The following is a 21,267-nucleotide window of genomic DNA, read 5'->3' as shown; positions in this document are numbered from 1 at the left end:
TCAGAAGGCCCAGCCCAGCGACAACATCATGCGCTCATCGAGCCCCCATCTGCTGTCCTCCTCCTCGGTCTCCTGCACGACCTCACCGTCTGGATAGCTGATGCCTCGCAGCGTGCTGTGGCTCGACTCACGCCAGACCCCGGCGCCCACACCTGCTTGCACCGCGAGCCCCCGCCCCAGGATGACCGTGTACCCCAGCAACCCCGTCATGCCGAGGTGCCACGTGCGGGTTCGACTCCCCGTGACATTCCCTGCCCATTCCTGTTCGTAGCGCGACCACATCCGAGTGACTTCGACCTGGGGAGAAACCCACAGCCCTTCTGGCGCGTCCCCCACCAGGAAGAACCGCGCCCGGGGCACGACACCCAGGAGGAAGGTCGAGTTTATCGTCTCGGGTTCCTCGCCATTCACCAAGAGGCCAGAATCCCCTTCGCGGCGGCTCAAGCCCGTGCGCAGCCCCAGCCCCAATGACACGCGAGGACTCACCACGCGCTCCCCTTCCAAGGTCACCACACTCCACTCATTGGGCGTGATGGCGACCCCCAGCACCGTCTTGCGACCCTCCGAAACGGACGGCGCGACGCTCATCTCCTGGGCGTGAGCGACAGCGGACGACAGCAACGTCAGACACAGCATGTGAATGGGCTTCATGTTCGGACTTCCCCCGATGACGTCCCTGGAGCACTCGTCCAGCGACCCACTCCCCGTGTGCAATGAGCGTGCACAACCTCACTCCAGAGGGAGCTCCACCTCACGAGCCTTCCACCCCGCGACATCGTGTCAACGAGGGCCCGCGAGACGCGTGACACGCTGACAGCGCGCGGACCGAGCCCCCCGCTCCACACGCCGTGACACACCGGGCACTGTCCGCCAGCACGCGAAGGGCGTCAGGAGCGGGGGCCTCCACTCACATCACGTTGCGCGCTGCGCCGGGCATCCAGATACTCCCGCCCGAGCCTTCTCACACGAAGGCACTCATCTGGGGATGGAGGGAGTCCAAGTGATGCGCATGCGAATGCTGCTGGCGTCCGCGCTGCTGGTGCTCGGCGGCTGTGGTGACGACGACGCGGAGGGGGGCGGGGGCGAGGACAACACGACGGACCATCGGTCCAACGTCACCGGGGCCTACGACAGCACGGGCACCCTGAGTGCCACCCTCAACGGACAGACCCAGAACGGAGAGCTGGAGGACACGGTGCGAATCTCGGCGGCCTCCGGCTCCAAGACGGCCCTGACCATCCGCTCCGAGTCCCTCACCTGCGACCAGGACCTGCGGGCGACGATGACCGGAGAGAACACCTTCTCCACCAGCGAAGGCTCGTGCGAGGTCTTCGTCGAGGAGAGCAACTGCACGGCGACCCTGAGCGTCACCTCGGGGCGAGGAAGCCGGGCGACGAATGGCCCCCTCCAGCTCACCCTGGAGGGAAAGTTCACGGTGGGGGACTGCTTCCCCCTGCCCGTCGTCGGGGACTTCACCCTGGTGCTCACCGGCACGCGCACGGGCGCCGAGTCCCTGCCCGGCGTCGAGACGCGCTTCCTCCACGTCACGCAACCCTGAGCCGTCCGGCGACCGCGCTCCGAGAACACCGCCGGAGCGCGGCCATCGGCTCACAGCGGCACCACCGCCTGCTCGCGACGAAGCTGGAGCACGCGCACATCGGGGTCCACCACCCAGCGCTCGGGCGGGAAGTCCGCGCGCACCGTGACGTCGGCCTTCTCGCCCGCGCCCAGCACCACGCGCGCACGCGCATCTCGGTAATCCGGTGACTGCACGTCCGGAGTCTTCGCGTCCCTGCGTTCCGTGAAGCGCTCGCCCTTCACCGCGGCGACCTCCACGGGCATGCGGCCGTCGCCCACGTTCTCCACCGTCACCGTGGTCACCCACTGTCCGCCCTCCTGCTTCACCTGGGCGTTGGACAGGCGGTACCGCGGGACATGCACCTCGTGGAACCACTGCTGGACGAAGGCGTCGTAGGCGGCCGCGTCCGGCGCGAAGGGTCGCATCGCCGCGGTGAAGTCCTGCAGCACGGGGTGGTCCTCGTGGCCCACGTACTTCTGGAGGAACGCCTGGAGTCCCGCGTGCATCGCCGGGCGGCCCATCAGGTCCTCCATCATCCAGAACACCCAGCCGCCCTTGTCATAGAGCACGGTGGTGTCGCCCTCGCGCGACTCGTCGAGCTTCACCAGCGCCCGCTCCGCGTCCACGTGCCGCTCCTTCGCGTAGTGCTCCTCCAGTCGCTTCGCGATTTCCATCCGCGTCCGGGGCCCCTCCAACTGCTCCATCAGCTTCATCGCCGAGTAGTGGGACGTGCCCTCGGACAGCACCGCGCCGCCCGGCCCCTTGCCAGGGATGAGCATGTTGCCCCACCACTGGTGCGCCGCCTCGTGCGCGGTAATCAGCAGCACGGCGTTCGCCTCGGGCGTGCTCCGAGCGAGAAAGCCGATGCTCTCCGAGAAGGTGATGTTGGTGGCGAAGCCCTGCGCGTAGGTGGCGAGGCCGGGGAACTCGGACAGCTTCAGCTCCTTCCACGGGAAGGGGTGGAACCATTCCGAGTAGTACCGGCGTGACGCCTCCAGGCCGCGCCGCATCTCCTCCACGTTGTAGACATGCGCGGGGTGATGGAAGACGGCGGTGCCCTCGCCGCGCAGCACCGTCCAGCGGCCTGCGACGATGTTGAACATGCTGACCGGCGCGTCGCTGCGCCACACGCTGACGCGGCGCCCGTCCTTCACCTCGTCGCTCTCCAGCACGCCCACCGAGTTGAGCGTGTACTCCGCCGGCCCCGTCACGCGGATGCGCGTGGTGAAGGGCGTGCCCATGCCGTAGGCGGCCTCCGTGACGCCCTCGTAGAAGTCGTCCGGGTAGACGCGCGGCTCGTACTTGTTCTCGTCCTTGTCCACGCCGATGTCGTCGCGGAAGCCCACCACCGGGGCGAAGCTTGGCTCGAAGCTGGTGAGCACCACGCCGGAGGGCAGGATGAACTCCGACACCTTGCCCCCGTTCTTCGTCATGCCCTTGGGGAACTCGCCATGGAACTCGAAGCCCACGCGCACCACCGCGCCGGGGGCCAGGGGCGCCTCGGGCTTGAAGACATACAGCCGCGAGCGGTCCTCCGGCGTGACGTCCTTCCCATCCAACGTCCAGCGCACGTCCTCCCAGTGGTCTCCTCCCGTGAAGGCAAAGGACGCCAGCGCCTTCGCGTGCCGGTTGACCAGCGTGTACGTGCCCCGCGTGCGAAGGGTGCGCCCCTCGGGTTCCAACTCCACGTCCAGGTCCACGTCCTGAATCGACGGCTGCGGCGCGTCCAGCCACGTGGCCAGGTTCTTCTGCCAGTACTCCTTCGCGCGCTTCTTCGCGGCGTCACCCTGCCAGCCCTGTCCCACTTGCACGGCGGCCGCCAGCAGGGCCACCGCGGGCACCACCGCCCACGGAGACAGTCGCCACGCGCCGCGCAGCAATCCCCCGGGCCGGAGGCGCTCCAGCAGGCTCACCGAGTCCGCCGCGCGCCGCCCATCCAACCGCACCGCCAGCGCCGTGAAGAAGGCGGCGAGCCCCAGCGTGCCCAGGCGATTCAAGAGGAGCGCGGACCTGTCCACCTCGAAGGGCCCCATATCGGACCACAACACCGCGCCCCACAGCGGCCAGTTCGTCGCCCAGTGGAGGTTGCCGCGCACCGCCGCGTAGCCGGTCAGGCACAGCGCGGCGAGCGCCAGGCCATACGCGCCGAAGCGCCCTCCCGCCACCGCGCGCGCCGCCAGCACGAAGCACGTCCACGCGAAGAACGTGGGCAGCATCAACCCCCACGTCAGGACATACGGCCACAACGAGAGCGCCACCTGTCCTTGAGAGAGCTGGACGAGGCTGCCCGCGAGCCCCGCCGCCACCAGCAGCGACACGCCGACGAGGCTGTTGGCGAGCGCCTTGCCCAGCAGCACCGACACCGTCCGCACCGGAGAGGCGTCATGGATGGGCGCGAAGTGGGACGCGCGCTCCCGCTCCAGCGACTCCACCGTGTAGAACATGAGCAGCAGACACGCGAGCGTGGATGCCACACCCATCGTGCCCACCGCGAAGAAGCCCGAGGACGTCAAAAGCCGCGTGTCGAACGGGCCCACCTTGTTCAACGCCTGCGACACCGTCTGCAGCAGGATGATGGGCATGAACAGGTAGAGGCCTGGCTGCGACAAGAGCCCTCGCACCTCCGCGCGAGCCACCACCCACAGGCCCGACAGCGCGCCGGGAGGTCGGGCGCGCATGCCCAGCGTCGACAGCGGTGTCTGCTCGCGTGTGACTCCCTCCGGCGTCGCCAGCGGGATGTCCGCCAGCGTCTTGCCGCGCACGTCGCGCACCGGCGCACCGCGAAGGCCCAGGGCCACGTGCCGCGCGCTCCAGGCCACGCCACCGAGGCCCACCGCGATGAAGCCCAGTCGACTGAGGACGAACAGCGCATCCAGTCCCACGCGCTCCACGTTGTAGAAGGCGACGCCCCGGTCGACCTTCACCCACGTCTCGCTCAGCCACCGCATGCCCGCGGGGTCCAGCGCCTGGAGCACCCGGTTCACCCGAGGGTCCAGCCACCCGGGAGACCAGTCCCACAGGAAGAAGGCGCAGACGAACAGCGTCGTCACCGGCAGGAAGTACACGAGCACCGGGCGCCGGGTGCCCTCGCCCAGCGCGAAGGCGGTGCCCGCGAAGAACACCAGCATCGGCACGCCGAAGAAGAGCGCGGGCCGCACGTAGTTGAGCCACGACAGCGGGCCTCGAAACTCCGCGCTCTCTCCAGCGGGCACCACGTGGTGGAAGAAGACGAGGAAGAGCACCAGCGCCACGAGCGCCACTCCGTAAGCGCTCAGCACCGCGAGGAACTTGCCCCACACGTACTCGCGCGGCGTCAGCGGCGTGGTGTGGAGGATGGGGCCTACCCGCGCCTCCTCGTCCGCGATGACGCCCATGCCCGCGCCCACGGAGATGAAGAAGGTGTACAGCAGGAACATGAGCAGCAGGAGCGTCTGCGAGACGGCGAACTCGCTCGTCACCCAGGCCTTCTGTCCGCCCACCTGACTGGCGCCGGACTCGATGGTGACGTTGCCCGAGGACAGGCCCCACACCGACAGGAAGGTGATGAACAGCAGGATGACGAACAGCGGGCGACGAAGCTGGTGCGACAACTCCGTGCGCACCACCGTGCCCAGCCGGGCCACGTTCATCGCGCCACCTCGCGAGCGGCTTCCACGCCCGGCGTCGGCTGCGACGTCGCGGGGGCCTCGCGCGTGTCCTTCATCAGGAGCAGGTAGGCGTCCTCCAGCGTGGGCGTGACGCGCTCGAAGCCCGGGGGCACGTCGCTTCCCGTCGAGTGGATGCGCACGCGATTGCGGCCCTCGAAGAGCACGGCTTGCGTGACGCGGCGGGTGCGCTGGAGCTCGGTCAGCTCGGCGTTGGAGGCGGTGCCCTCGAAGATGGTGCCCTGGATGGCGGCCTTCGCCTCGGTGGGGGACGTAATCGCCACCACGCGGCCCTGTCGGATGACGGCGAAGCGCGGACACAGCATCGCCACGTCCTCGACGATGTGCGTGGAGAGGAGGACGGTGCGCTCGTTCGCCACCTCCGCGAGCAGCCGGTAGAAGCGCAGGCGCTCCTCGGGGTCCAGGCCCGCGGTGGGCTCGTCCACGATGATGAGCTTCGGGTCGCCCGCGAGCGCCTGGGCGATGCCCAACCGCTGCCGCATGCCGCCCGAGTACTCCTTCACCTTGCGCTTCGCGGCGAAGGTGAGGTTCACCCGCTCCAGCAGCTCCGCGCACAGCGCCTTCAGTCCCCGTGGCGCGGTGACGCCCTTGAGCTTGAGCAGGTACAGCAGCATGGCCTCGCCCGTGAGGTACGGGTAGAAGCCGAACTCCTGTGGCAGGTAGCCCAGCTGGGGTCGGAGCGACTCCGGGTGGCGGACGATGTCCAATCCGTCCAGCGTCACCTCACCGGAGGTGGGCTCCAGCAGGCCCGCCAGAATCTTCATCAGCGTGGACTTGCCGGCGCCATTCGGCCCCAGCAGCCCGAACATCCCGCGAGGTATCTCCAAATCTACGCCCCGCAGGGCGGACACCGGGCCCGGATACACCTTCACCAGATTGCGGAGGGAGAGCATGCCCCCCTCTACGTCTGGAGACGGGCACTCATTTCCCAGGACGCGCGCGGACGACGCTCACTGTGGCTGGGCGCAGATGTGGGCTGGAGCACCGTGACGCCACGGTGCCCACCCACCCGGGGACTCAGCCGGGGATTCGATGGAGTGGAGCGCAGTGCGGCGCCTCACGCTGGAGCACCTCGCGCATCGCCTCGGCGCGCGCCGTGTCGCCCGCCCGCGTGTACGCCACCCGGAGGCCCCAGGCGCTCGGCAGTCGGGCCACGGCCAGTCGGGTCTTCTGGTGATGCTGCTCCAGCACCTGAAGCGAAGCAGGGGTGGCCGTGCCGGTGAGCACCTCGCCAATGCTCACGAGAATCTCGTAGTAGGCGCGCGCCTTGTTCGCACCGACCACCGAGGGAACGTCCACCATGGAGAGCGCCTCCTTCGCGAGCAGGAGCCCCTGCTCGGGCGCGTCCTCGCACAGCAGGAGGATGGTCGCCTCACCCACTCGCTCCATCGCGCGGATGACGGGGGGACGCCCTGCCCAGTTGATGCTCGCCAGCTCCCGGCGCGCGGAGGCCGCGTCGCCGTAGAAGGCATGGGCCAAGGCACGAGAGCTCACACGGACGGAGTCGATATCCGGAAACCGGCTGTTCGCCGCGAGCATCCGGTCGTAGACGGCGAGCAGGGCACTCGCGTCGGGATGCAGGAAGGCCGCCTTGATTTCGCGGCGCGTCGACTGTCCCTTCCAGAAGACGAAGCCCAGGGCGCCCACGAAGACCACGACTCCGATGAGGAGCTGCGAGCCGACCCGGCTCAGGTCCGCGAAGGACGGCGGCCCCGGCAGCTTGCCGCCGCTGAACATGAAGTACATGACCGCGTACGCGACGAGCAGGAACGGCCACAGCTTCATCCAACGCTTGAAGGGCGCGAGAGCACCGCGCTGGCGAATCGATTCGAGGTAGCGGGCATTCTCTTCACGGGACATGCGCGCACTTATAGCCAATCCCTCTCACGACACCATGCACGCGGGGCCTGTCCCAGCAACACCGCCCTCGCACCACCAGCGGGCCCGCGTCACCTCACGAGTGCCGCACCAGCCGCAGCGGCGCGCGCGACGCCGTGTGGGCCGACGCCGCGGCCGATGCCGACGCGAGCAACCCCACGTCCGCCCACGCCGTCTCAGGCTTGCCCTCCGCGAGGAAGCCCACCGCCTGCGACACCACCTCCGGCGCATACAGGATGCGGTTGTGTCCCAGCCCCTGCGTCCGCGTCAGCCGCGCGCCCGGCCACGCGCTCGCCACCGACTCGCCCGCGACGAGCGGCACCTCCCGGTCCCCCACGTCGTGGAACACGTGCAGCGGTACACGCCCCAACAGCGGCACGAAGTTGGGCAGCGCCAAATCCCGCAGCCGCAGACTGAAGCGCGCTTCGATGCGCTGCTCCATCCGCATCCACACCCCATCCGTGAGCCCCATCGCCCGAGCGAAGGCCTGGATGCCACCGCGAGGGTCCGCCGGCGGCGACACGAACACCGCCCTCCCCACCTTCAGCCCGTCGCGCATCGCCACCGCCGTCGCCGCCGCGCCCAGTGAGTGCGCAATCACCGCGTACGGCCCGCCCGTCGCCCGCGCCACGTCCGCCACCAGCTCCGCCATCTCCGGCAACGAGCTGGTCCTCCCCGTCGACTGCCCATGCCCCGGCGCGTCGTACGTCACGACGGAGAAGCCCGCCTCCACCAGCGGCTCCACGAAGGCCGTCAGCTGCCCGCCATACCCGCTCCACCCGTGCACCAGCAGCACGCGCGGGCCCACGCCCCAGCTCCACACCGCCACCTCCTCGCCCCCCAGCGTCAGCATCCGAGGCTGCCCCCGCGCCAGCACCGCCTCCGCCGTCTTCGAGCGATGCGGCCGTCGCGGCGTCCGGAACATCCGCTCCGCCCACGCCGCCGTCAGCCCCGGAGCCACCGCCCCCACGCTCAACGCCGCCGCCCGCACACCCCACATCGACAATTTCGCCCGAACGTTCGTGCTATTTTTCGCCATGACGAGGTCCTCCTCGGAACGACACACCGCCAAAGAAATCTCAGGAGCCCTGGGGACGGGCGGCGCGCAGGAGCGCGTCGAAGGCGCGCCGGGCCCACGTCTCCGCGCGCGGCTCCTTCAAGAGGCGCGCGGAGTGGTGGAAGCCCAGGAGGAGCGCGTTCTCATCGTGGGCGAACTGCTCCACGTCCACGTCCTTGTGGAAGTGCCCCTCGGCGACGGCGATGCGCGCGGCCTGGGCCAGGCAGTCCAGCCAGTCCCGCTGCGTCTGCACCAGCCTGTCGCGCGCGGGCCCGGGCGCGTCATCCAGCTCCGTGGCCGCCGCCACGAAGATGCACCCGCCCTCCGGCACCAGCTCCCGCTCCCACGTCAGCCAGTTCTCGAAGAGGGCCCGCACCCGAGGCTCACCCCGGGGCTGCGTGAGCGCCGGGCGGATGACCCGCTCGGTGAACAGCGCCGTCGCCGCCTCCAGGATTTCCACCTGGAGCGACGTCTTGGAACGGAAGTGCGCGAACAGGCCGCTCTTGGAGAGCTGCAGCTCCTCCGCCAGCCCGCCAATGCTCAACCCCTGCAAGCCCACCCGGCTGGCGAGCTGGATGGCCCGCTCGAGAATCGCCTGATGGGTGAGCTCGCCCTTGCGCATGGGCTCTTTCTAAACGCTCGTGCTTTTTTCCGCAAGTCGATGAACGGGAGACCGCTCAGCCCTCGGAGTTGCGCAGGAAATCCGCCACCTGGGCGAAGCGGTCATCCAGGAAGCGGCGCAGCCCACCCGTGACACCCCGCGCGTCCAGGGCCTTGCCCATGGCGCGCAGCCACGCGTCGCGCATGGACAGATCCACGGGCACATGGCCATGGCGCATCCGCAGGCGCGGGTGGCCATGCCGCTCCGCGTAACGCTGCGGCCCGCCAAGCCACCCGATGAGGAAGAGGCCGAAGCGCTCGCGCGTCCCGCCGTTCACCCGCCCCTGCTCGTCCAACTCGTGCAGCTTCGCCAGCACCGGCTCGTGCGCGTCCATCGCGTCATAGAAGGCCCCCGCCAGCGCCATCACCGCATCCGCGCCACCGATGCGCTGGTACGGCGTGTCATCCAACGTGGGCACCCAATCATCCGAGGGGGCAACTTTGAGCTCAACGGGCATGACATCCTTCAACATCGGTGCGGGCGCGGGTCTTCCCTCGGTGGAACGAGCGCTCGGTGCGCCGTCGTGAGGGCTGTCGAGAGGGCGACAGGTTGGCAGGGCCCTCGCGGGTTGCCCATCGAAGATTTGACCGGGGTGAGACTCGGTTGCTAGAGCCTGCGCCACCCGTGCCCCCATCCACCCTTCCTCCGCGGACCCGCGCGATGCCTCCTCCTCGCGTCTGGGTGCTCGACGACAGCTCCGTCGAGACCGAGGCCATCCGCCGAGCGCTCACGCCCGCCTGTCAGGTGGAGACGTTCATCGACGGCGCCGCCCTGCTGGAGAAGCTGGGGCAGGAGCACGGGCTGTTGCCCGAGGTGCTGGTGCTGGACTGGTACCTGCCGGGCATGTCGGGCCTGGAGGTGTGTCGCTTCGTGCGCTCCGGGCCCGCCACCTCGCTGATTCCCGTGCTGCTGCTCACCGTCAACACGCGCGCGGACGACGTGGTGGAGGCGCTCGCCGCGGGCGCCAACGACTACGTCTTCAAGCCCTTCCGTCCGGTGGAGCTGGAGGCGCGCGTGCTCGCCCTGGCCCGCCTGGAGCGCCAGCGCCGCCAGTTGCTGGAGGACGAGCGCGCGCGGCGCATGCTGGCCGAAGGCACGCTGACGGAGGTGCAGGCCGCGGAGGAGCGCGCGTGGCGCAGCGAGCTGCGCTTCCGGCTGGCCGCCCGGGCCACGCGCGACGCGGTGTGGGAGTGGGACCCGCGCACGGACGCGGTGGACTGGACCAGCGGCCTGCACGAGCTGTTCGGCCATGTGTCCGGGAACATCCGCGACACGCGCGCCTGGTGGGCGGAGCGCCTGCACCCGGAGGACCGCGAGCGCGTGGTGCGTGGCCTGCGGCAGGCCGTCTCCAGCGAGAGCCACGAGTGGCAGGACACCTACCGCTTCCAGCGCGGCGACGGCACCTGGGCCCACGTGGTGGACCGGTGCCACATCGTCCGCGACTCGGACAACCAGGCGGTGCAGGTGGTGGGGGCGATGCAGGACGTCACCGAGTGGCAGCAGACGGAGGCCGAGCGCCTGCGTCTCTTGTCGGAGGTGCACGCGCAGGCGGACTTCGAGCGGCAGCTCATCGGCATCGTCAGCCATGACTTGCGCAACCCCCTGGGCGCGATAACGCTGGCGGCGTCCCTCCTGGCGCAGCGTCCGGACGCGGATGACCGGCAGCAGCGCAACGTGCAGCGAATCCTGCGCGCGGCGGAGCGGGCGACGCGGATGATTCGCGACCTGCTCGACTTCACCCGGGCCCGGCAGGGCCGGGGGCTGCCCATCTACCCGCGCCCCATGGACCTGCACGAGGTGGTGCACGCGGCGCTGGACGAACTCCAGGCGGCCTGGCCGGAGCGCCGCATCGTCTCCGAGTACGAGGGCACCGGCGCCGGCTCGTGGGACCCGGACCGCATCGTGCAAGTGCTCGGCAACCTGGTGGGCAACGCGATGCAGTACAGCCCGCCGGACACGGTGGTGCGCGTCATGGCGCGGGGCGAGGACTCGGGCATCGTGCTGGAGGTCCACAACAAGGGCCTGCCGATTCCCGGCGACATCCAGTCGCGCATCTTCGAGCCGCTGGAGCGCGGCGTGGAGCGTCCCGAGGACCGGGGCATGCGCAGCATCGGCCTGGGGCTCTACATCGTGCGCAGCATCGTCCTGGCGCACGGCGGCACCGTGGAGGCGCACTCCACCCAGGAGCAGGGCACCACCTTCACCGTGCACCTCCCCCGTCAGCCGCCCGTCGCGCTCGCCACCAAGGCGGCCGAGGATGACGGCCAGGCCGCGGGGTAGCGGCCTTCACTCCACCCAGCGCTTCGGCCTGCGCTTCAGCGTGGTGACACCCAGTTTGTCGCAGAAGGACTCGAACGTCGCCCGGGGCACGCCCCGCCACGCCAGGTCCTCCAGCGTCTTCGTGCCGGGCAGCGGCGCGTCCGTCACCAGCGTGGCGAGCCGCCGGTACAGGAGCGCATCTGCGCGGTGCTCGCGCAGCGTCGCGGCGAGCTTGTCCGCGCCGCGCGGGCGCACCGTCCACGTGCTCGCGTCGTCCGGAATCGACTCCAGCTTCCCGTAGGCCGTCAGCAGCGACGCCGCGCCCTTCTCCCCGAAGCCCTTCAGCCCGGGGATGCCGTCCGCGACATCGCCCATCAACGCGAGCCAGTCCGGCACGCTCGCGGGGGACACCCCCAACTTCGCGCGCACCGCGTCCTCGTCCAGCACCTTCTCCTGCCGCCGGTCTACCTGCACCACGCGCTGGCCGCGCACGCACTGGCCCAAATCCTTGTCCGGCGTGCAGATGCGCACCTGCTCCACCTGGTCCGCCCACTTCGCCGCGGCGGTGGCCAGCGCGTCGTCCGCCTCGTGCTCCTTCATGGACCACACGCGCACGCCCAGCGCCGCGACGGCCTCCTCGGCCAGGTTGAATTGCGCGTGCAGCTCCGGCGGGACGCCCTCGTCGCTCTTGTACTCGGCGAACAGCGCGTTGCGGAACGAGCGGATGGGGTTGTCGAACGCCACCGCCACGTGCGTGACGGCCTCGTCCGTGTCGTGCAACAGCATCAGCAGCGAGGACATCAGTCCCACCGACGCCTTCACGTCCCGCCCGTCCGGCGCGGCGTGTCCCGGCCGGGGCGAGAAGTGGGCGCGGTACAGCTCGTAGGTGCCATCCACCAGATGCAGGCGCATGCCTCCTCCTACCGCTCCTGGCGCCTTCCAGCCAGCTTCCGCCGACGTCACGACGCCGCGAGCGCGCAAGGATGGCTTGCGATATCGCGTGGCCGCCCGCTCCCTCTCCGGGCGGCTTGTCCCGGTGTGGATTGCCGGGTTGTCGGCCCGAGCACACTTCAGGACCTGGGGCGCGACACCCGCGCTCCGTGGACTGACGGCTGGAGGTAGACCGTGCGCCCGAAGCTGCTTGCCGCGATGCTGTGCGCCACCCTGTTCGGGTGCGCCGGCCAGAGCGTGAAACACGTCTCGAACAGCAAACGAACGGAGGCCATCGCCTCCATGCGCGCAGCCGAAGGAGCCGGCGCCGCGCGCATCCCCGAAGCCGCGCGACATCTGGAGTTTGCCCGCCAGCAGGTCAACAACGGCGAGCAGCTTCTGGTGGATGAGGACACGCCAGGCGCGGAGCTGAGCTTCATGCAGGCGGACGCGGACGCGGACCTCGCGTTGGCGCTCGCACGTGCGTTGCCCCTGGAGCGGCAGGCACAGCAAACCACCCAGCAGGCCCAGGCGCTGCAACGCGGCCTGCAGTGAGCCCACTCCCGGAGGAAACCGTCATGGTGCGAACCAAGCGTGGATGGAAGGCCCTCGTCGGAGCGACGACGCTCCTCGCGGCGGGGAGCGCGAGTGCCGCTCCGCCCAAGGAGCTCGTGGAGGCGCGGTCGGCCTACCAGCAGTTGATTGCCAGTCCCCAGGGGCGTGAGCGTCCCCGGGAGGTGACCGAGGCGCGCGATGCCCTGCGCGAGGCGGAGCAGGCGTACCAGAACGAAGACCACTCCACCCGCGCCCGGGTGCTGGCGTACGTGGCCCTGCGCAAGACGGAGACCGCCAACGCCTGGGGCAGCGCGGAAATCGCCGCCAGGCAGCAGGCCCAGGCCGAGCGGGCCCTGAGCCAGGCCCAGGCCCGACATGAGCAGCAGCGGCTGTCGCAGACCCAGGCGGCCCAGCAGCAGCAAGTCAATGACCAGCGGCTGTCGGAGGAGTCCTCCCGACGCCAGCAACTGGAGACCGAGGCCCAGCGCCTGGCCCAGCAGAACCAGGAGCTGCAACGCCAGACGGCGGAGCTGCAGGCGCAGCAGCAGGCGCGAAGCCAGGCGGACCAGCAGACCGCCCAGCAACTCGAGGCCGAGCGACAGGCGCGCCTGGAGGCCGAGCGCAAGGCCAGCGCGGCGCTGACGCAACTGGACCGGGCCAACAAGGACCTCAAGGTGAAGGAGGAGGCGCGTGGCACGGTGCTGACGCTGTCGGGCAGCGTCCTCTTCGCCTCCGGTGCGTCGGACCTGCTGCCGGTGGCCCGGGACAGGCTGGCGGACGTGGCCCAGGTGCTGAAGGAGGGCGACAAGCCGCTGCTCATCGAGGGACACACGGACTCGCAGGGCTCGGACGCGCTCAACGAGCGGCTGTCCTATGCGCGCGCCGAGCGCGTGAAGGAGTTCCTCATCGACCAGGGCGTGCCCGCCAATCGCATCGAGGCGCGCGGCATGGGTGAGTTCCAGCCCGTGGCCACCAACGCCACGGCCGAGGGTCGCGCGAACAACCGCCGCGTGGAAATCGTCATCGAGCGGGGCGGCCAGCGCGCCGTCGGTGGCAGCGGCCAGGGCGAGGGCACCGGTGGCGCGGGCTCCGAGCAGAAGAAGCAGGCTCCGGAGTCGGGCTCCTCCAATGACACCCTGCCGCCCCAGGAGAACACGAGCGGCGCGGTGCCCTCGGGCCAGCAGGGCCCTGCCTCGGACCACGAGGACTTCCACGGCGGCACGGGGGGCGGCGGCAACATCCCCGCGTCGGAGAGCCAGGGGCAGCAGGGCACGTCGGCCGACCATGAGGACTTCCATGGCGCGGGCGGCTCCAACCCGGACGGGAAGCAGTAGTCACGCCGACGCCCGCCCGGCCTCGCGCCGGGTGGGCCTGGCATGAAGCGCCTCGGTGATGTGCGTGAAGACTCCTCGCTCCGGACTTGCTGGTGGCCCCTGGGCCCCGGGAGGCCCGGAGCGTGGTGCTTCGGCCACCCCGCCGAGCCCCTGTTCCCTGGAGCAGGCCCATCACCTCGGGCCTTCCGGTTCAGGCGCGCGCGGCGAGAGGACACGCTAGCCTGCGGGCCGCTTTCGCCATGGCCTCCGACAAACACACCGTCCTGCTCACCACCGAGCGCCTGAGGGTGACGCAGTTGCCCCCCGACGGGGCGGCGCGCGTCGTGGCCTATTACGAGGCCAACCGCGACCACCTGGGCCCGGTGTCTCCCACGCGGCCCACCCACTTCTACACGCTGACGTACTGGCGCACGCGGCTGGCGCAGGACTTGGAAGACGCGCGCTTCGACATGTCGCTGCGCCTGGTGGTCCTCCCGCGCGCGGAGCCGCTGTCGTCCGCGCCCGTCATCGGCAATATCTCCCTCACGAACATCGTCAGGGGTCCGCTCCAGGCGGTGACGCTGGGCTATGGCCTGGACCACCGCCACGAGGGACAGGGCTTGATGACGGAGGCCCTGCGCGCCGTCTGCGCCCACGCCTTCACCACCATGGGCCTGCACCGCATCCAGGCCAACCACCTGCCGGAGAACCTCCGCAGCGCCGCGGTGCTGCGACGGCTGGGCTTCACCGTGGAGGGCTACGCGCGCGACTTCCTGCGCATCGACGGCCGCTGGAGGGACCACATCCTCACCGCCCTCGTCGCCCCCGAGGGCAGCCCCACCGCCGCCGAATAGTCTGGAGGCCGCACCGTGGCGTATCTGTTCCTGCTGGGGGCCATCGCCTGCGAAGTGGTGGCGACGAGCCTGCTGAAATCCACCCAGGGCTTCACCCGCCTGTGGCCCACCGTGGGCTGCCTCACGGGCTACGCGGTGGCGTTCGCGCTCCTGTCGCAGGCGGTGAAGCAGGTGCCGGTGGGAGTCGCCTATGCGATGTGGTCCGGCCTGGGCACGGCCGCCATCGTCGCCATCGGCGTCGTCTTCCTGGACGAGCCCATGAGCGCCACGAAGCTCCTCGGCGTGGCGCTCATCATCTCGGGCGTCGTGCTGCTCAACCTGCGCGGCGCGCACTGAGCGCCCGCGCGGGGCGACTCAGCGCGGAGACGCGACGGCCCGGGGCGCGCCATTCGCTCCCGCGGGCAGGTGCGTGTCCAGCCACTCCACCGTGCGCCGCATCCGGTCCACCACGTGCTCCGGCTTGCGCAGGGTGTGGCCCTCGTCCGCGTAGACGATGAACTGGGTCTTCACCCCCAGCTCCTTCAGCGCGTGGTGGAACTCGTAGCCCTGCGTGACGGGCACCTCCACGTCCCGCTCGCCGTGCAGCACCAGCGTGGGCGTGCGCGCCAGCTTCACGTAGTTGATGGGCGAGCTGCGCGTGTACACCTCCGGCTCCTCGTACACGGACGCGCCGAAGTACGGCCGCATCCACGCGTCGATGCGGTTGGTGCCGTAGTAGCTCTGCCAGTTGGCGATGCCCGCGCCCGCCACCGCCGCGCGGAAGCGCTGCGTCTGCGTCACCGCCCACATCGTCATGAAGCCGCCGTAGCTCCACCCCATGACGCCGATGCGCGAGGGGTCCACCGGCGCGCGCGCCAGCACCGCGTCCACGCCCGATACGATATCGCGCAAGTCCCCGCGTCCGAAGTCGCGCCGGTTGGCCTGCGTGAAGTCCGCGCCCTGGCCGAAGCTGCCCCGGAAGTTGGGGAGGAAGACATAGTAGCCCCGGGCCGTGAAGAGCAGCACGTCCGGCCGGAACGAGGGCACCACGCCCGATGCCGGCCCGCCGTGAATCATCGTCACCATGGGCGCCCGAGCACCCGACGTGGGCGCCATCGACGGGGCGGGCGCCACCAGCCAGCCCTGCACCTCCACGCCGTCGCTCTTCCACGACAGGTCCTTCGTCTCGCCCACCAGCGCGCGCAGGTCCTCCTCGCGACGCGTGAGGCGCTCCCAGTCCCCCACCGGCCCCACCCACACATTCTGTGCCTGGGCGAAGGACTCGCGCACCACCGCGCTGCGCTTGCCGTCCCGCGACAGCGACAGCCCCACGGAGCCGCCCGCGCTCACCCGCTCCGGCCCCTTCCACAGCACCGTCACCCCACCCTGCCCCGTCGGGTCCACCGAGGCCACCGCCGACTCGCCCCTCACCTGCGCGCCGAACATCAGCCTGCGGGGCGCCACCCACTCCAGCGTCGTCGCCGTCGCCTTCATCCCCTCCGTGAGGTTGCGCGCCTTGCCGCCATCCAGCGGCACCAGCATCACATCCCCTCCGTTGACGCCCTGGTCGCTCATCAACCCCTCGATGACGGCCACGTGCTTCCCATCCGGGCTCCACACCGGCTCGGCGAGCTGCCACCGGGGCGCGTACACCACGCGCGCGCGGCCGTTGGCCGTCTCCAGCACGTACAGCTTCGCCAGCCACCAGCTCGCGTCTCCGGGAGGCGGCGCCGCGATGAAGGCCAGCCGCGTGCCGTCCGGACTCCATGCGTACTCGTAGACGAAGAGCTGCTCGGGGGACACCGCGCGGTGGGCGCCGTCCGCCACGGACACCAGCGCCACGCGCCGCACCGGACTGGACTCGCGCACCACGCCCGTCTCGCGCGCGGCGGGACCCGAGGGGCCCTTGGCCTCTGCGGCCCCCTCGCCCTCCATCACCAGCACCGCCAGGGACGCGCCATCCGGCGACCACCGCGGCGAGGCCAGAGGCCCCGTGAAGGACGTCACCTTCCGCGCCGGCACCTGCCCCAGCTCCGCGACGTACACCTGGGGCTGACCCCGCTGGAGCGCGTCGGAGAGGAACGCCAGCCGCTTGCCGTCCGGACTCCAGGCGATGGACGACTCGTCACACGCGCGCGCCTCGGGACAGGCGCTGATGCGCACCGCCTTGGGCTCGCTCACGTCCAACTCCACCGCGTGGATGAGCGAACCGCCCGTCGACGCCGCCTCCACCCACGCCACCCACGTCCCCTCCGGAGACAGCGCCACCTGGCGGAAGCGCGTGGTGCGCCCCACCGCGCCCAGGATGGACTCCACCGACAGCTTGCCCGTCTTCGTCGCGGCCCCACGGACGACGACGGTCTCACGGTCCAACGCGGAGGGCGCGGGCGCCGACTCCCCCACCTGCGCGAACGCAGGAGGCACCGCGCACCACAGCGCCATCCCCAGGCCGACGACTCTCGCCACCATCCGAATCAACACATCCCCCCACGGGTCTGGAAGAGAGCACCAGACTACATGAGTGGGACGGCCTCGCATCCGGACACTTGCTCCGCGCACCCTTCGCACGGCGCCCAGGCCAGGCATGTCGTTCGTTGGACCTCGGAAGTTTTGGCGTGCGAGGAGTGACTCAGCGCGTCCATCGCCCGACAGACGCCACACTTCGAGGGAGCCATGCGCCAGGGCCGGTGAAGACTGCCGGGCCATGGCACGAACCGAGCGCGAGAAGATGCTTGCGGGGGAGCTGTACAACGGCTGGGACGCGGAGCTGACGGCGGCCAGGGCCCGGGCGCGCCGGCTCTTGCGCCTCTACAACGACACGCTGATGGAGGACGAGGAGGCCCGTGCGAGGCTGCTGGACCAGCTCATCGGGAAGCGGGGCGAGGGCTGCTACCTGGAGCCGCCCTTCCACTGCGACTACGGCACCTTCATCACCCTGGGCGAACGCGTCTACATGAACTTCCAGTGCGTCATCCTGGATTGCAACCAGATTACCATTGGTGACGACGTGTCATTTGGCCCCAACGTGCACATCTACGCGGCCACGCACCCGCTGGACGCGGACGCGCGAATCAAGGGCCCGGAGCTGGCGAGGCCCGTCACCATCGGCGCGAAGACGTGGGTGGGCGGCGGCGCCATCATCGTCGCGGGCGTCACCATCGGCGAGGGCGTCACCATCGGCGCCGGCAGCGTGGTGACGAAGGACGTCCCGCCGCACGTGCTGGCGGCGGGAAATCCCTGTCGCGTCATCCGCTCGCTGCGCTGAGGGCTTCAGCGCTTCGTCATGTCGAACAGCGCGCGCGCCTGCGGGCCCAGGAACCCGTCGAAGGCCGGCGAGCGCTCGGCAATCTCGAAGTACGCATAGGGCCACGGCCGACGGCCGCCCTCGCGCAGCGTCACCGACAGCGGCGCGGCCTGGGTGGCCGTCTGCCGCAGCGACGTGCCCGGCGCGCCTTCGATGTCCGCCTTCATGGGCACGCCCGCGTCGCGCATGCGCTGCTGCCACGCCTCCACGTCGTCCACCGAGCCGGTGAAGTGGTTCACCTTGCGGCCGAAGGCCAGGAGCCAGGCGCCGTACTGCGACTCCTTCTCCAGCTCCAGCAGCGCGGCCTCCGACGGGGGCGGCGGCGAACAGAACCACGCCGCCAGCGCGTCCACGTCCTCCGGCGGCGGCGGGTCGTCCGGCAGCGTGCCGAGCAGCTCCCGGGCGCGCGGCGACAGCTCCTCCGACTTCAGCTCGGAGAGGAAGACGCGCGGCAGCCCCTCCGGGTGCGACAGGTAGATGGCGGAGAGGTGCGCGTCGGGGAAGGTGTACGCCCCCGCGGGCTTCCAGCCCAGCCGCTCGAACGGACGCGAGAAGAGGGCGATGCCGCCGCCGGGCCGAGCCAGCGAGCGCAGCGCGACGTGGTCATTGCGAAAGCTGCCCCCGGAGAGCTGCACGAAGGTGCGCGCATAGGGCACCTCGGAGGCGTAGCGCTCCCAGAGCAAGTCCAACAGCCGGGTGGCCTGAGAAGTCGTCATGGCGGCGCACTCTAATCCGCCCAGAAAAGTGCGGCGGCGCGCGACTCCGAGCCCTTGGAGGGGACTTCGTTCGGAGACGCGCGCCGCGCGCTAGAGACTCGCCTTGGAGTTTCGAGTCTCTGTACCCTTCTTGGTATGCATTGACTTCCGTTCCGGCCCGCTCGGCGCCACCCGAAGTCGTGCGGCGAAATAGGGTGCGTCGTTGGAAAACGCCAGTGCCGCGCAAGAGTGAGCATCAAAGCCGCGTTGCGCCACCCTGTAGCCCCACTAATTGACACGATTGTGAATAGAAAGTTGCGCCGTTGCTGTGTCGCACACGTCACGTCGCCGTCAACGCGCCCGACTCAGGCGAGGGCGGAGACGAGCCCCCAGGCCCACCTCCACCCTCTTCCACCACGAAACCCCACACCGGGCTCGCGCTGGACGACCCCCGAGCACCGCCGGATGCGCACGCGTCACCTCTCCACTGGGGCGGAGAAGCACGCGCGGATGAGCTTCCGCGAAACGGCGGACCCGGTCGGCACGCTGATGAACGCGGGCCCCGGAGAATCTTCCCTCCGCCCTCTCGATTTCTCGTCCTGTGACTCGCGCCTCATCAGCGCCCGAGAATGACGCACCGCTCCATGGTGGACGCGCGTCAGTGGAGGTGTTCGGGGAACATGGGCAGGCCGTGGAAGAAGCGGCGTCCGCTCTCGAAGCGGCGGTGGAAGCAGACGCGGTCCTCCACGTACATCCGGGCCATGTCCTCCTCACCGTAGGCGCGGAAGAAGGCGGCGCGGGCCTCGTCACAGGCGTTCTCGTATTCGGCGAGCAGGGCCTCCCAGTCCTCCGGCGGCGGCTCCTCGTCGTCGTGCCAGATGCCGTCCTCCATGCCGTACTCGCGCTCCATCAGGTCCAGCTCCAGCGCCAGGCGCTGGACGCGCGGTACCTCCGTCAGCGCCTCGTCCGCCATGGCGGTGAGGATGTGGGCCACCAGGAAGAAGCCCGCGTCCGGCGGCACCACGCCCTCCTCGCGCGCGGCGCGGAAGGCGACGAGCAGCTGCGCATCCATCGCATCGTCCCCCAGCTCCAGCAGGCGCGTGGCGAGCCCTCGCCACCGGTCCTCCGTCTCGCGGGCCTCCTGGAGGGCCAGGGTCAACTCAGGGTCTCGCGTCTTCTTCATCTCGTGCTCCTGTCGGGATTGCCCCGCAAGCTCTCATCCGGGTCTGACGTGTGGACCTCGAATCCACGGACGTCGGTGTTCGCGGTTGCTTCACTCGTGCGTCGGGTGGCGGACGGGGTCCGCGCGCGGTGTCGGGAGGTGGACGGGTGCGGGCCCGCGCGGCCATGCTTCGCGGCACCGTGCCCCTGGCTTCGCGTCCCATCTCCCCCTCCGACAGCGACTTCCTCTTCGCCCTGTACGCCAGCACGCGGGAGGGCGAGCTGTCGGCGTGGGGTTGGACACCCGCGCAGGCGGAGGTGTTCCTGCGCATGCAGTGGCAGGCGCGGGGGCGTGACTGGTCCGCGCGGTATCCGACAGCGGAGGACCGGGTGGTGTTGGTGGACGGTCAGCCGGCGGGCAGGTTGCTGGTGGCGCGCGGCGAGAAGGAGTGGCGGCTGGTGGACATCGCCCTGTTGCCCACGCGCCGGGGCGGGGGCCTGGGGGCACGGCTGTTGCGCGAGCTGCTGGAGGCCGCGGGCGAGGCGCGCGTGTGCGTGCGCCTGCACGTCCTCCGCGACAGTCCCGCGCGAAAGCTGTACTCGCGACTGGGCTTCCAGGAGGAGTCCGGCGCTCCGCCCACGCCGGAGGATTCTCCGTACGTGGCCATGGAGTGGACGCCCGCGTCACATGCGGGCTGAGGGCGACAAGGCCCGGCTTGGGGGAAGCGCGCCATGCCCCTGGAACACGAACGGGCCGCGCGCCGATTGCGCGCACCGTGACGCCGCCGGGGAAATGCGAAGAAGCGCGCGGAGGCCCTGAAGACAGACAACGGGAGGACACTTCCGCGCGCTTGCTCCGGGGTCGCTCGCACGACCCGGGTGATGAAGCCATGGGCTGGCACGGGGCCGCTCGCGCCACGTCCATGGCCTGGATGCCAGCGGTGTCCCCCCGACTCGGATGCGAGCCGCCCCGTCCAGCGATTCAGCACATGCGCCCGGCCCCTCCGCCGTCGGGCCGCGAGGGCCGGACGACACGAAGCACCGGGTGGGCCCGTGAGGGCCGAGGTGGGTCGCCCGTGGCGACCCGGCCTCCACATCACGACTCCCGCCGTCAGTCCCGAAGACAGACGGCGGGGGATACCTGGGTGCCCCACGAAGAAGGCCGAGGTGAGCCGCTCCAGCGACTCAGCCTCCACATCACGACTCCCGCCGTCAGGTCTCGAGGACGAGACGGCGGGCGCCTTCCCCCGCTTAGAGGAAGATGTTCTCCGGCGCGGGAACCACGGTCTGGAAGGTGAAGCCCGCCGCGCCAGCGCCGGAGGTGATGCCCGTCGCGCCGCCGTCGCCGCCGTCACCACCCATCGCGCCGCCGCCGCC

General features: G+C 70.4%; 19 protein-coding genes. 8 read left to right on the top strand and 11 right to left on the bottom strand.

Annotated features, from left to right (window positions below):
* Entirely contained in the window at positions 1 to 651 is a 651-nt protein-coding gene (locus G4D83_RS44370) for a hypothetical protein (RefSeq protein ID WP_163871025.1), read from the bottom strand.
* 352 nt (positions 652 to 1,003) lie between these two features.
* Between G4D83_RS44370 and G4D83_RS44365 the strand changes: the two genes are divergently transcribed.
* Positions 1,004 to 1,558: a hypothetical protein gene (locus tag G4D83_RS44365; protein ID WP_163871024.1), complete on the top strand. Its 555-nt coding sequence runs from the start codon at positions 1,004 to 1,006 to the stop codon at positions 1,556 to 1,558.
* Between the two features lie 50 nt (positions 1,559 to 1,608).
* Here the strand turns inward: G4D83_RS44365 and G4D83_RS44360 are convergent, their stop codons facing one another.
* The 6 genes from G4D83_RS44360 to G4D83_RS44335 form a co-directional block, all read right to left on the bottom strand.
* Complete coding sequence (locus G4D83_RS44360) at positions 1,609 to 5,208, bottom strand: ABC transporter permease/M1 family aminopeptidase (protein WP_163871023.1); 3,600 nt, start codon at positions 5,206 to 5,208, stop codon at positions 1,609 to 1,611.
* A complete protein-coding gene (locus tag G4D83_RS44355) occupies positions 5,205 to 6,137 on the bottom strand; it encodes an ABC transporter ATP-binding protein (protein ID WP_163871022.1) in 933 nt (310 codons plus the stop codon). Before G4D83_RS44355 ends, G4D83_RS44360 begins: the two co-directional genes overlap by 4 nt.
* A gap of 124 nt (positions 6,138 to 6,261) precedes the next feature.
* Positions 6,262 to 7,104, bottom strand: coding sequence for a hypothetical protein (locus G4D83_RS44350; protein WP_163871021.1), 843 nt, complete (start codon positions 7,102 to 7,104; stop codon positions 6,262 to 6,264).
* A gap of 94 nt (positions 7,105 to 7,198) precedes the next feature.
* Complete coding sequence (locus G4D83_RS47065; protein ID WP_163871020.1) at positions 7,199 to 8,161, bottom strand: alpha/beta hydrolase; 963 nt, start codon at positions 8,159 to 8,161, stop codon at positions 7,199 to 7,201.
* Positions 8,162 to 8,201: 40 nt separating this feature from the next.
* Positions 8,202 to 8,801, bottom strand: a complete 600-nt coding sequence (locus G4D83_RS44340; RefSeq protein WP_163871019.1) for a TetR/AcrR family transcriptional regulator — start codon at positions 8,799 to 8,801, stop codon at positions 8,202 to 8,204.
* Between the two features lie 55 nt (positions 8,802 to 8,856).
* Entirely contained in the window at positions 8,857 to 9,297 is a 441-nt protein-coding gene (locus tag G4D83_RS44335) for a group II truncated hemoglobin (protein ID WP_163871018.1), read from the bottom strand.
* Positions 9,298 to 9,500: 203 nt separating this feature from the next.
* On the opposite strand from G4D83_RS44335, the gene G4D83_RS44330 reads away from it, so the two are divergent.
* Positions 9,501 to 11,120: a sensor histidine kinase gene (locus G4D83_RS44330; protein WP_205522862.1), complete on the top strand. Its 1,620-nt coding sequence runs from the start codon at positions 9,501 to 9,503 to the stop codon at positions 11,118 to 11,120.
* A 6-nt stretch (positions 11,121 to 11,126) separates the two neighbouring features.
* On the opposite strand, the gene G4D83_RS44325 is transcribed toward G4D83_RS44330, so the two are convergent.
* Positions 11,127 to 12,011, bottom strand: a complete 885-nt coding sequence (locus tag G4D83_RS44325) for a 5'-3' exonuclease (protein ID WP_163871016.1) — start codon at positions 12,009 to 12,011, stop codon at positions 11,127 to 11,129.
* A 213-nt stretch (positions 12,012 to 12,224) separates the two neighbouring features.
* Between G4D83_RS44325 and G4D83_RS44320 the strand changes: the two genes are divergently transcribed.
* The 4 genes from G4D83_RS44320 (at position 12,225) to G4D83_RS44305 (ending at position 15,087) form a co-directional block, all read left to right on the top strand.
* Positions 12,225 to 12,584, top strand: a complete 360-nt coding sequence (locus G4D83_RS44320; protein WP_163871015.1) for a DUF4398 domain-containing protein — start codon at positions 12,225 to 12,227, stop codon at positions 12,582 to 12,584.
* Positions 12,585 to 12,607: 23 nt separating this feature from the next.
* Positions 12,608 to 13,918 (top strand): OmpA family protein, encoded by a 1,311-nt coding sequence (locus tag G4D83_RS44315; RefSeq protein WP_163871014.1) that lies wholly within the window; start codon positions 12,608 to 12,610, stop codon positions 13,916 to 13,918.
* A 239-nt stretch (positions 13,919 to 14,157) separates the two neighbouring features.
* Entirely contained in the window at positions 14,158 to 14,751 is a 594-nt protein-coding gene (locus G4D83_RS44310) for a GNAT family N-acetyltransferase (RefSeq protein ID WP_163871013.1), read from the top strand.
* Positions 14,752 to 14,766: 15 nt separating this feature from the next.
* A complete protein-coding gene (locus tag G4D83_RS44305) occupies positions 14,767 to 15,087 on the top strand; it encodes a DMT family transporter (RefSeq protein WP_163871012.1) in 321 nt (106 codons plus the stop codon).
* Between the two features lie 18 nt (positions 15,088 to 15,105).
* Here G4D83_RS44305 and G4D83_RS47060 read toward each other — a convergent pair whose 3' ends face one another.
* Positions 15,106 to 17,199, bottom strand: coding sequence for an alpha/beta hydrolase family protein (locus tag G4D83_RS47060; RefSeq protein ID WP_163871011.1), 2,094 nt, complete (start codon positions 17,197 to 17,199; stop codon positions 15,106 to 15,108).
* 235 nt (positions 17,200 to 17,434) lie between these two features.
* Between G4D83_RS47060 and G4D83_RS44295 the strand changes: the two genes are divergently transcribed.
* Positions 17,435 to 17,995 (top strand): maltose acetyltransferase domain-containing protein, encoded by a 561-nt coding sequence (locus tag G4D83_RS44295; protein ID WP_163871010.1) that lies wholly within the window; start codon positions 17,435 to 17,437, stop codon positions 17,993 to 17,995.
* A 5-nt stretch (positions 17,996 to 18,000) separates the two neighbouring features.
* Here the strand turns inward: G4D83_RS44295 and G4D83_RS44290 are convergent, their stop codons facing one another.
* Positions 18,001 to 18,750 carry a DUF1338 domain-containing protein gene (locus G4D83_RS44290; protein WP_163871009.1) on the bottom strand — a complete coding sequence of 250 codons (750 nt, stop codon included), beginning with the start codon at positions 18,748 to 18,750 and terminating at the stop codon, positions 18,001 to 18,003.
* Between the two features lie 637 nt (positions 18,751 to 19,387).
* Positions 19,388 to 19,912 carry a hypothetical protein gene (locus G4D83_RS44285; RefSeq protein WP_163871008.1) on the bottom strand — a complete coding sequence of 175 codons (525 nt, stop codon included), beginning with the start codon at positions 19,910 to 19,912 and terminating at the stop codon, positions 19,388 to 19,390.
* 146 nt (positions 19,913 to 20,058) lie between these two features.
* On the opposite strand from G4D83_RS44285, the gene G4D83_RS44280 reads away from it, so the two are divergent.
* Positions 20,059 to 20,589, top strand: a complete 531-nt coding sequence (locus G4D83_RS44280) for a GNAT family N-acetyltransferase (protein ID WP_240357173.1) — start codon at positions 20,059 to 20,061, stop codon at positions 20,587 to 20,589.
* Positions 20,590 to 21,267: the final 678 nt, after the last annotated feature.

The sequence above is a fragment of the Myxococcus eversor genome (assembly GCF_010894455.1).
Lineage (GTDB): Bacteria > Myxococcota > Myxococcia > Myxococcales > Myxococcaceae > Myxococcus > Myxococcus eversor.
Note: the sequence above shows the minus strand (reverse complement) of the source record. Positions and strands in the feature narration are given on the sequence as shown.

Bases quoted from the DNA above. Each gene is read 5' to 3' on its own strand.
- G4D83_RS44335 (WP_163871018.1), bottom strand. From the start codon at position 9,297: ATGCCCGTTGAGCTCAAAGTTGCCCCCTCGGATGATTGGGTGCCCACG.
- G4D83_RS44285 (WP_163871008.1), bottom strand. From the start codon at position 19,912: ATGAAGAAGACGCGAGACCCTGAGTTGACCCTGGCCCTCCAGGAGGCC.
- G4D83_RS44330 (WP_205522862.1), top strand. From the start codon at position 9,501: ATGCCTCCTCCTCGCGTCTGGGTGCTCGACGACAGCTCCGTCGAGACC.
- G4D83_RS44315 (WP_163871014.1), top strand. From the start codon at position 12,608: ATGGTGCGAACCAAGCGTGGATGGAAGGCCCTCGTCGGAGCGACGACG.
- G4D83_RS44325 (WP_163871016.1), bottom strand. From the start codon at position 12,011: ATGCGCCTGCATCTGGTGGATGGCACCTACGAGCTGTACCGCGCCCAC.
- G4D83_RS44365 (WP_163871024.1), top strand. From the start codon at position 1,004: ATGCGCATGCGAATGCTGCTGGCGTCCGCGCTGCTGGTGCTCGGCGGC.
- G4D83_RS44350 (WP_163871021.1), bottom strand. From the start codon at position 7,104: ATGTCCCGTGAAGAGAATGCCCGCTACCTCGAATCGATTCGCCAGCGC.
- G4D83_RS47060 (WP_163871011.1), bottom strand. From the start codon at position 17,199: ATGGTGGCGAGAGTCGTCGGCCTGGGGATGGCGCTGTGGTGCGCGGTG.
- G4D83_RS44295 (WP_163871010.1), top strand. From the start codon at position 17,435: ATGGCACGAACCGAGCGCGAGAAGATGCTTGCGGGGGAGCTGTACAAC.
- G4D83_RS44310 (WP_163871013.1), top strand. From the start codon at position 14,158: ATGGCCTCCGACAAACACACCGTCCTGCTCACCACCGAGCGCCTGAGG.
- G4D83_RS44340 (WP_163871019.1), bottom strand. From the start codon at position 8,801: ATGCGCAAGGGCGAGCTCACCCATCAGGCGATTCTCGAGCGGGCCATC.
- G4D83_RS44290 (WP_163871009.1), bottom strand. From the start codon at position 18,750: ATGACGACTTCTCAGGCCACCCGGCTGTTGGACTTGCTCTGGGAGCGC.
- G4D83_RS47065 (WP_163871020.1), bottom strand. From the start codon at position 8,161: ATGGCGAAAAATAGCACGAACGTTCGGGCGAAATTGTCGATGTGGGGT.
- G4D83_RS44355 (WP_163871022.1), bottom strand. From the start codon at position 6,137: ATGCTCTCCCTCCGCAATCTGGTGAAGGTGTATCCGGGCCCGGTGTCC.
- G4D83_RS44370 (WP_163871025.1), bottom strand. From the start codon at position 651: ATGAAGCCCATTCACATGCTGTGTCTGACGTTGCTGTCGTCCGCTGTC.
- G4D83_RS44360 (WP_163871023.1), bottom strand. From the start codon at position 5,208: ATGAACGTGGCCCGGCTGGGCACGGTGGTGCGCACGGAGTTGTCGCAC.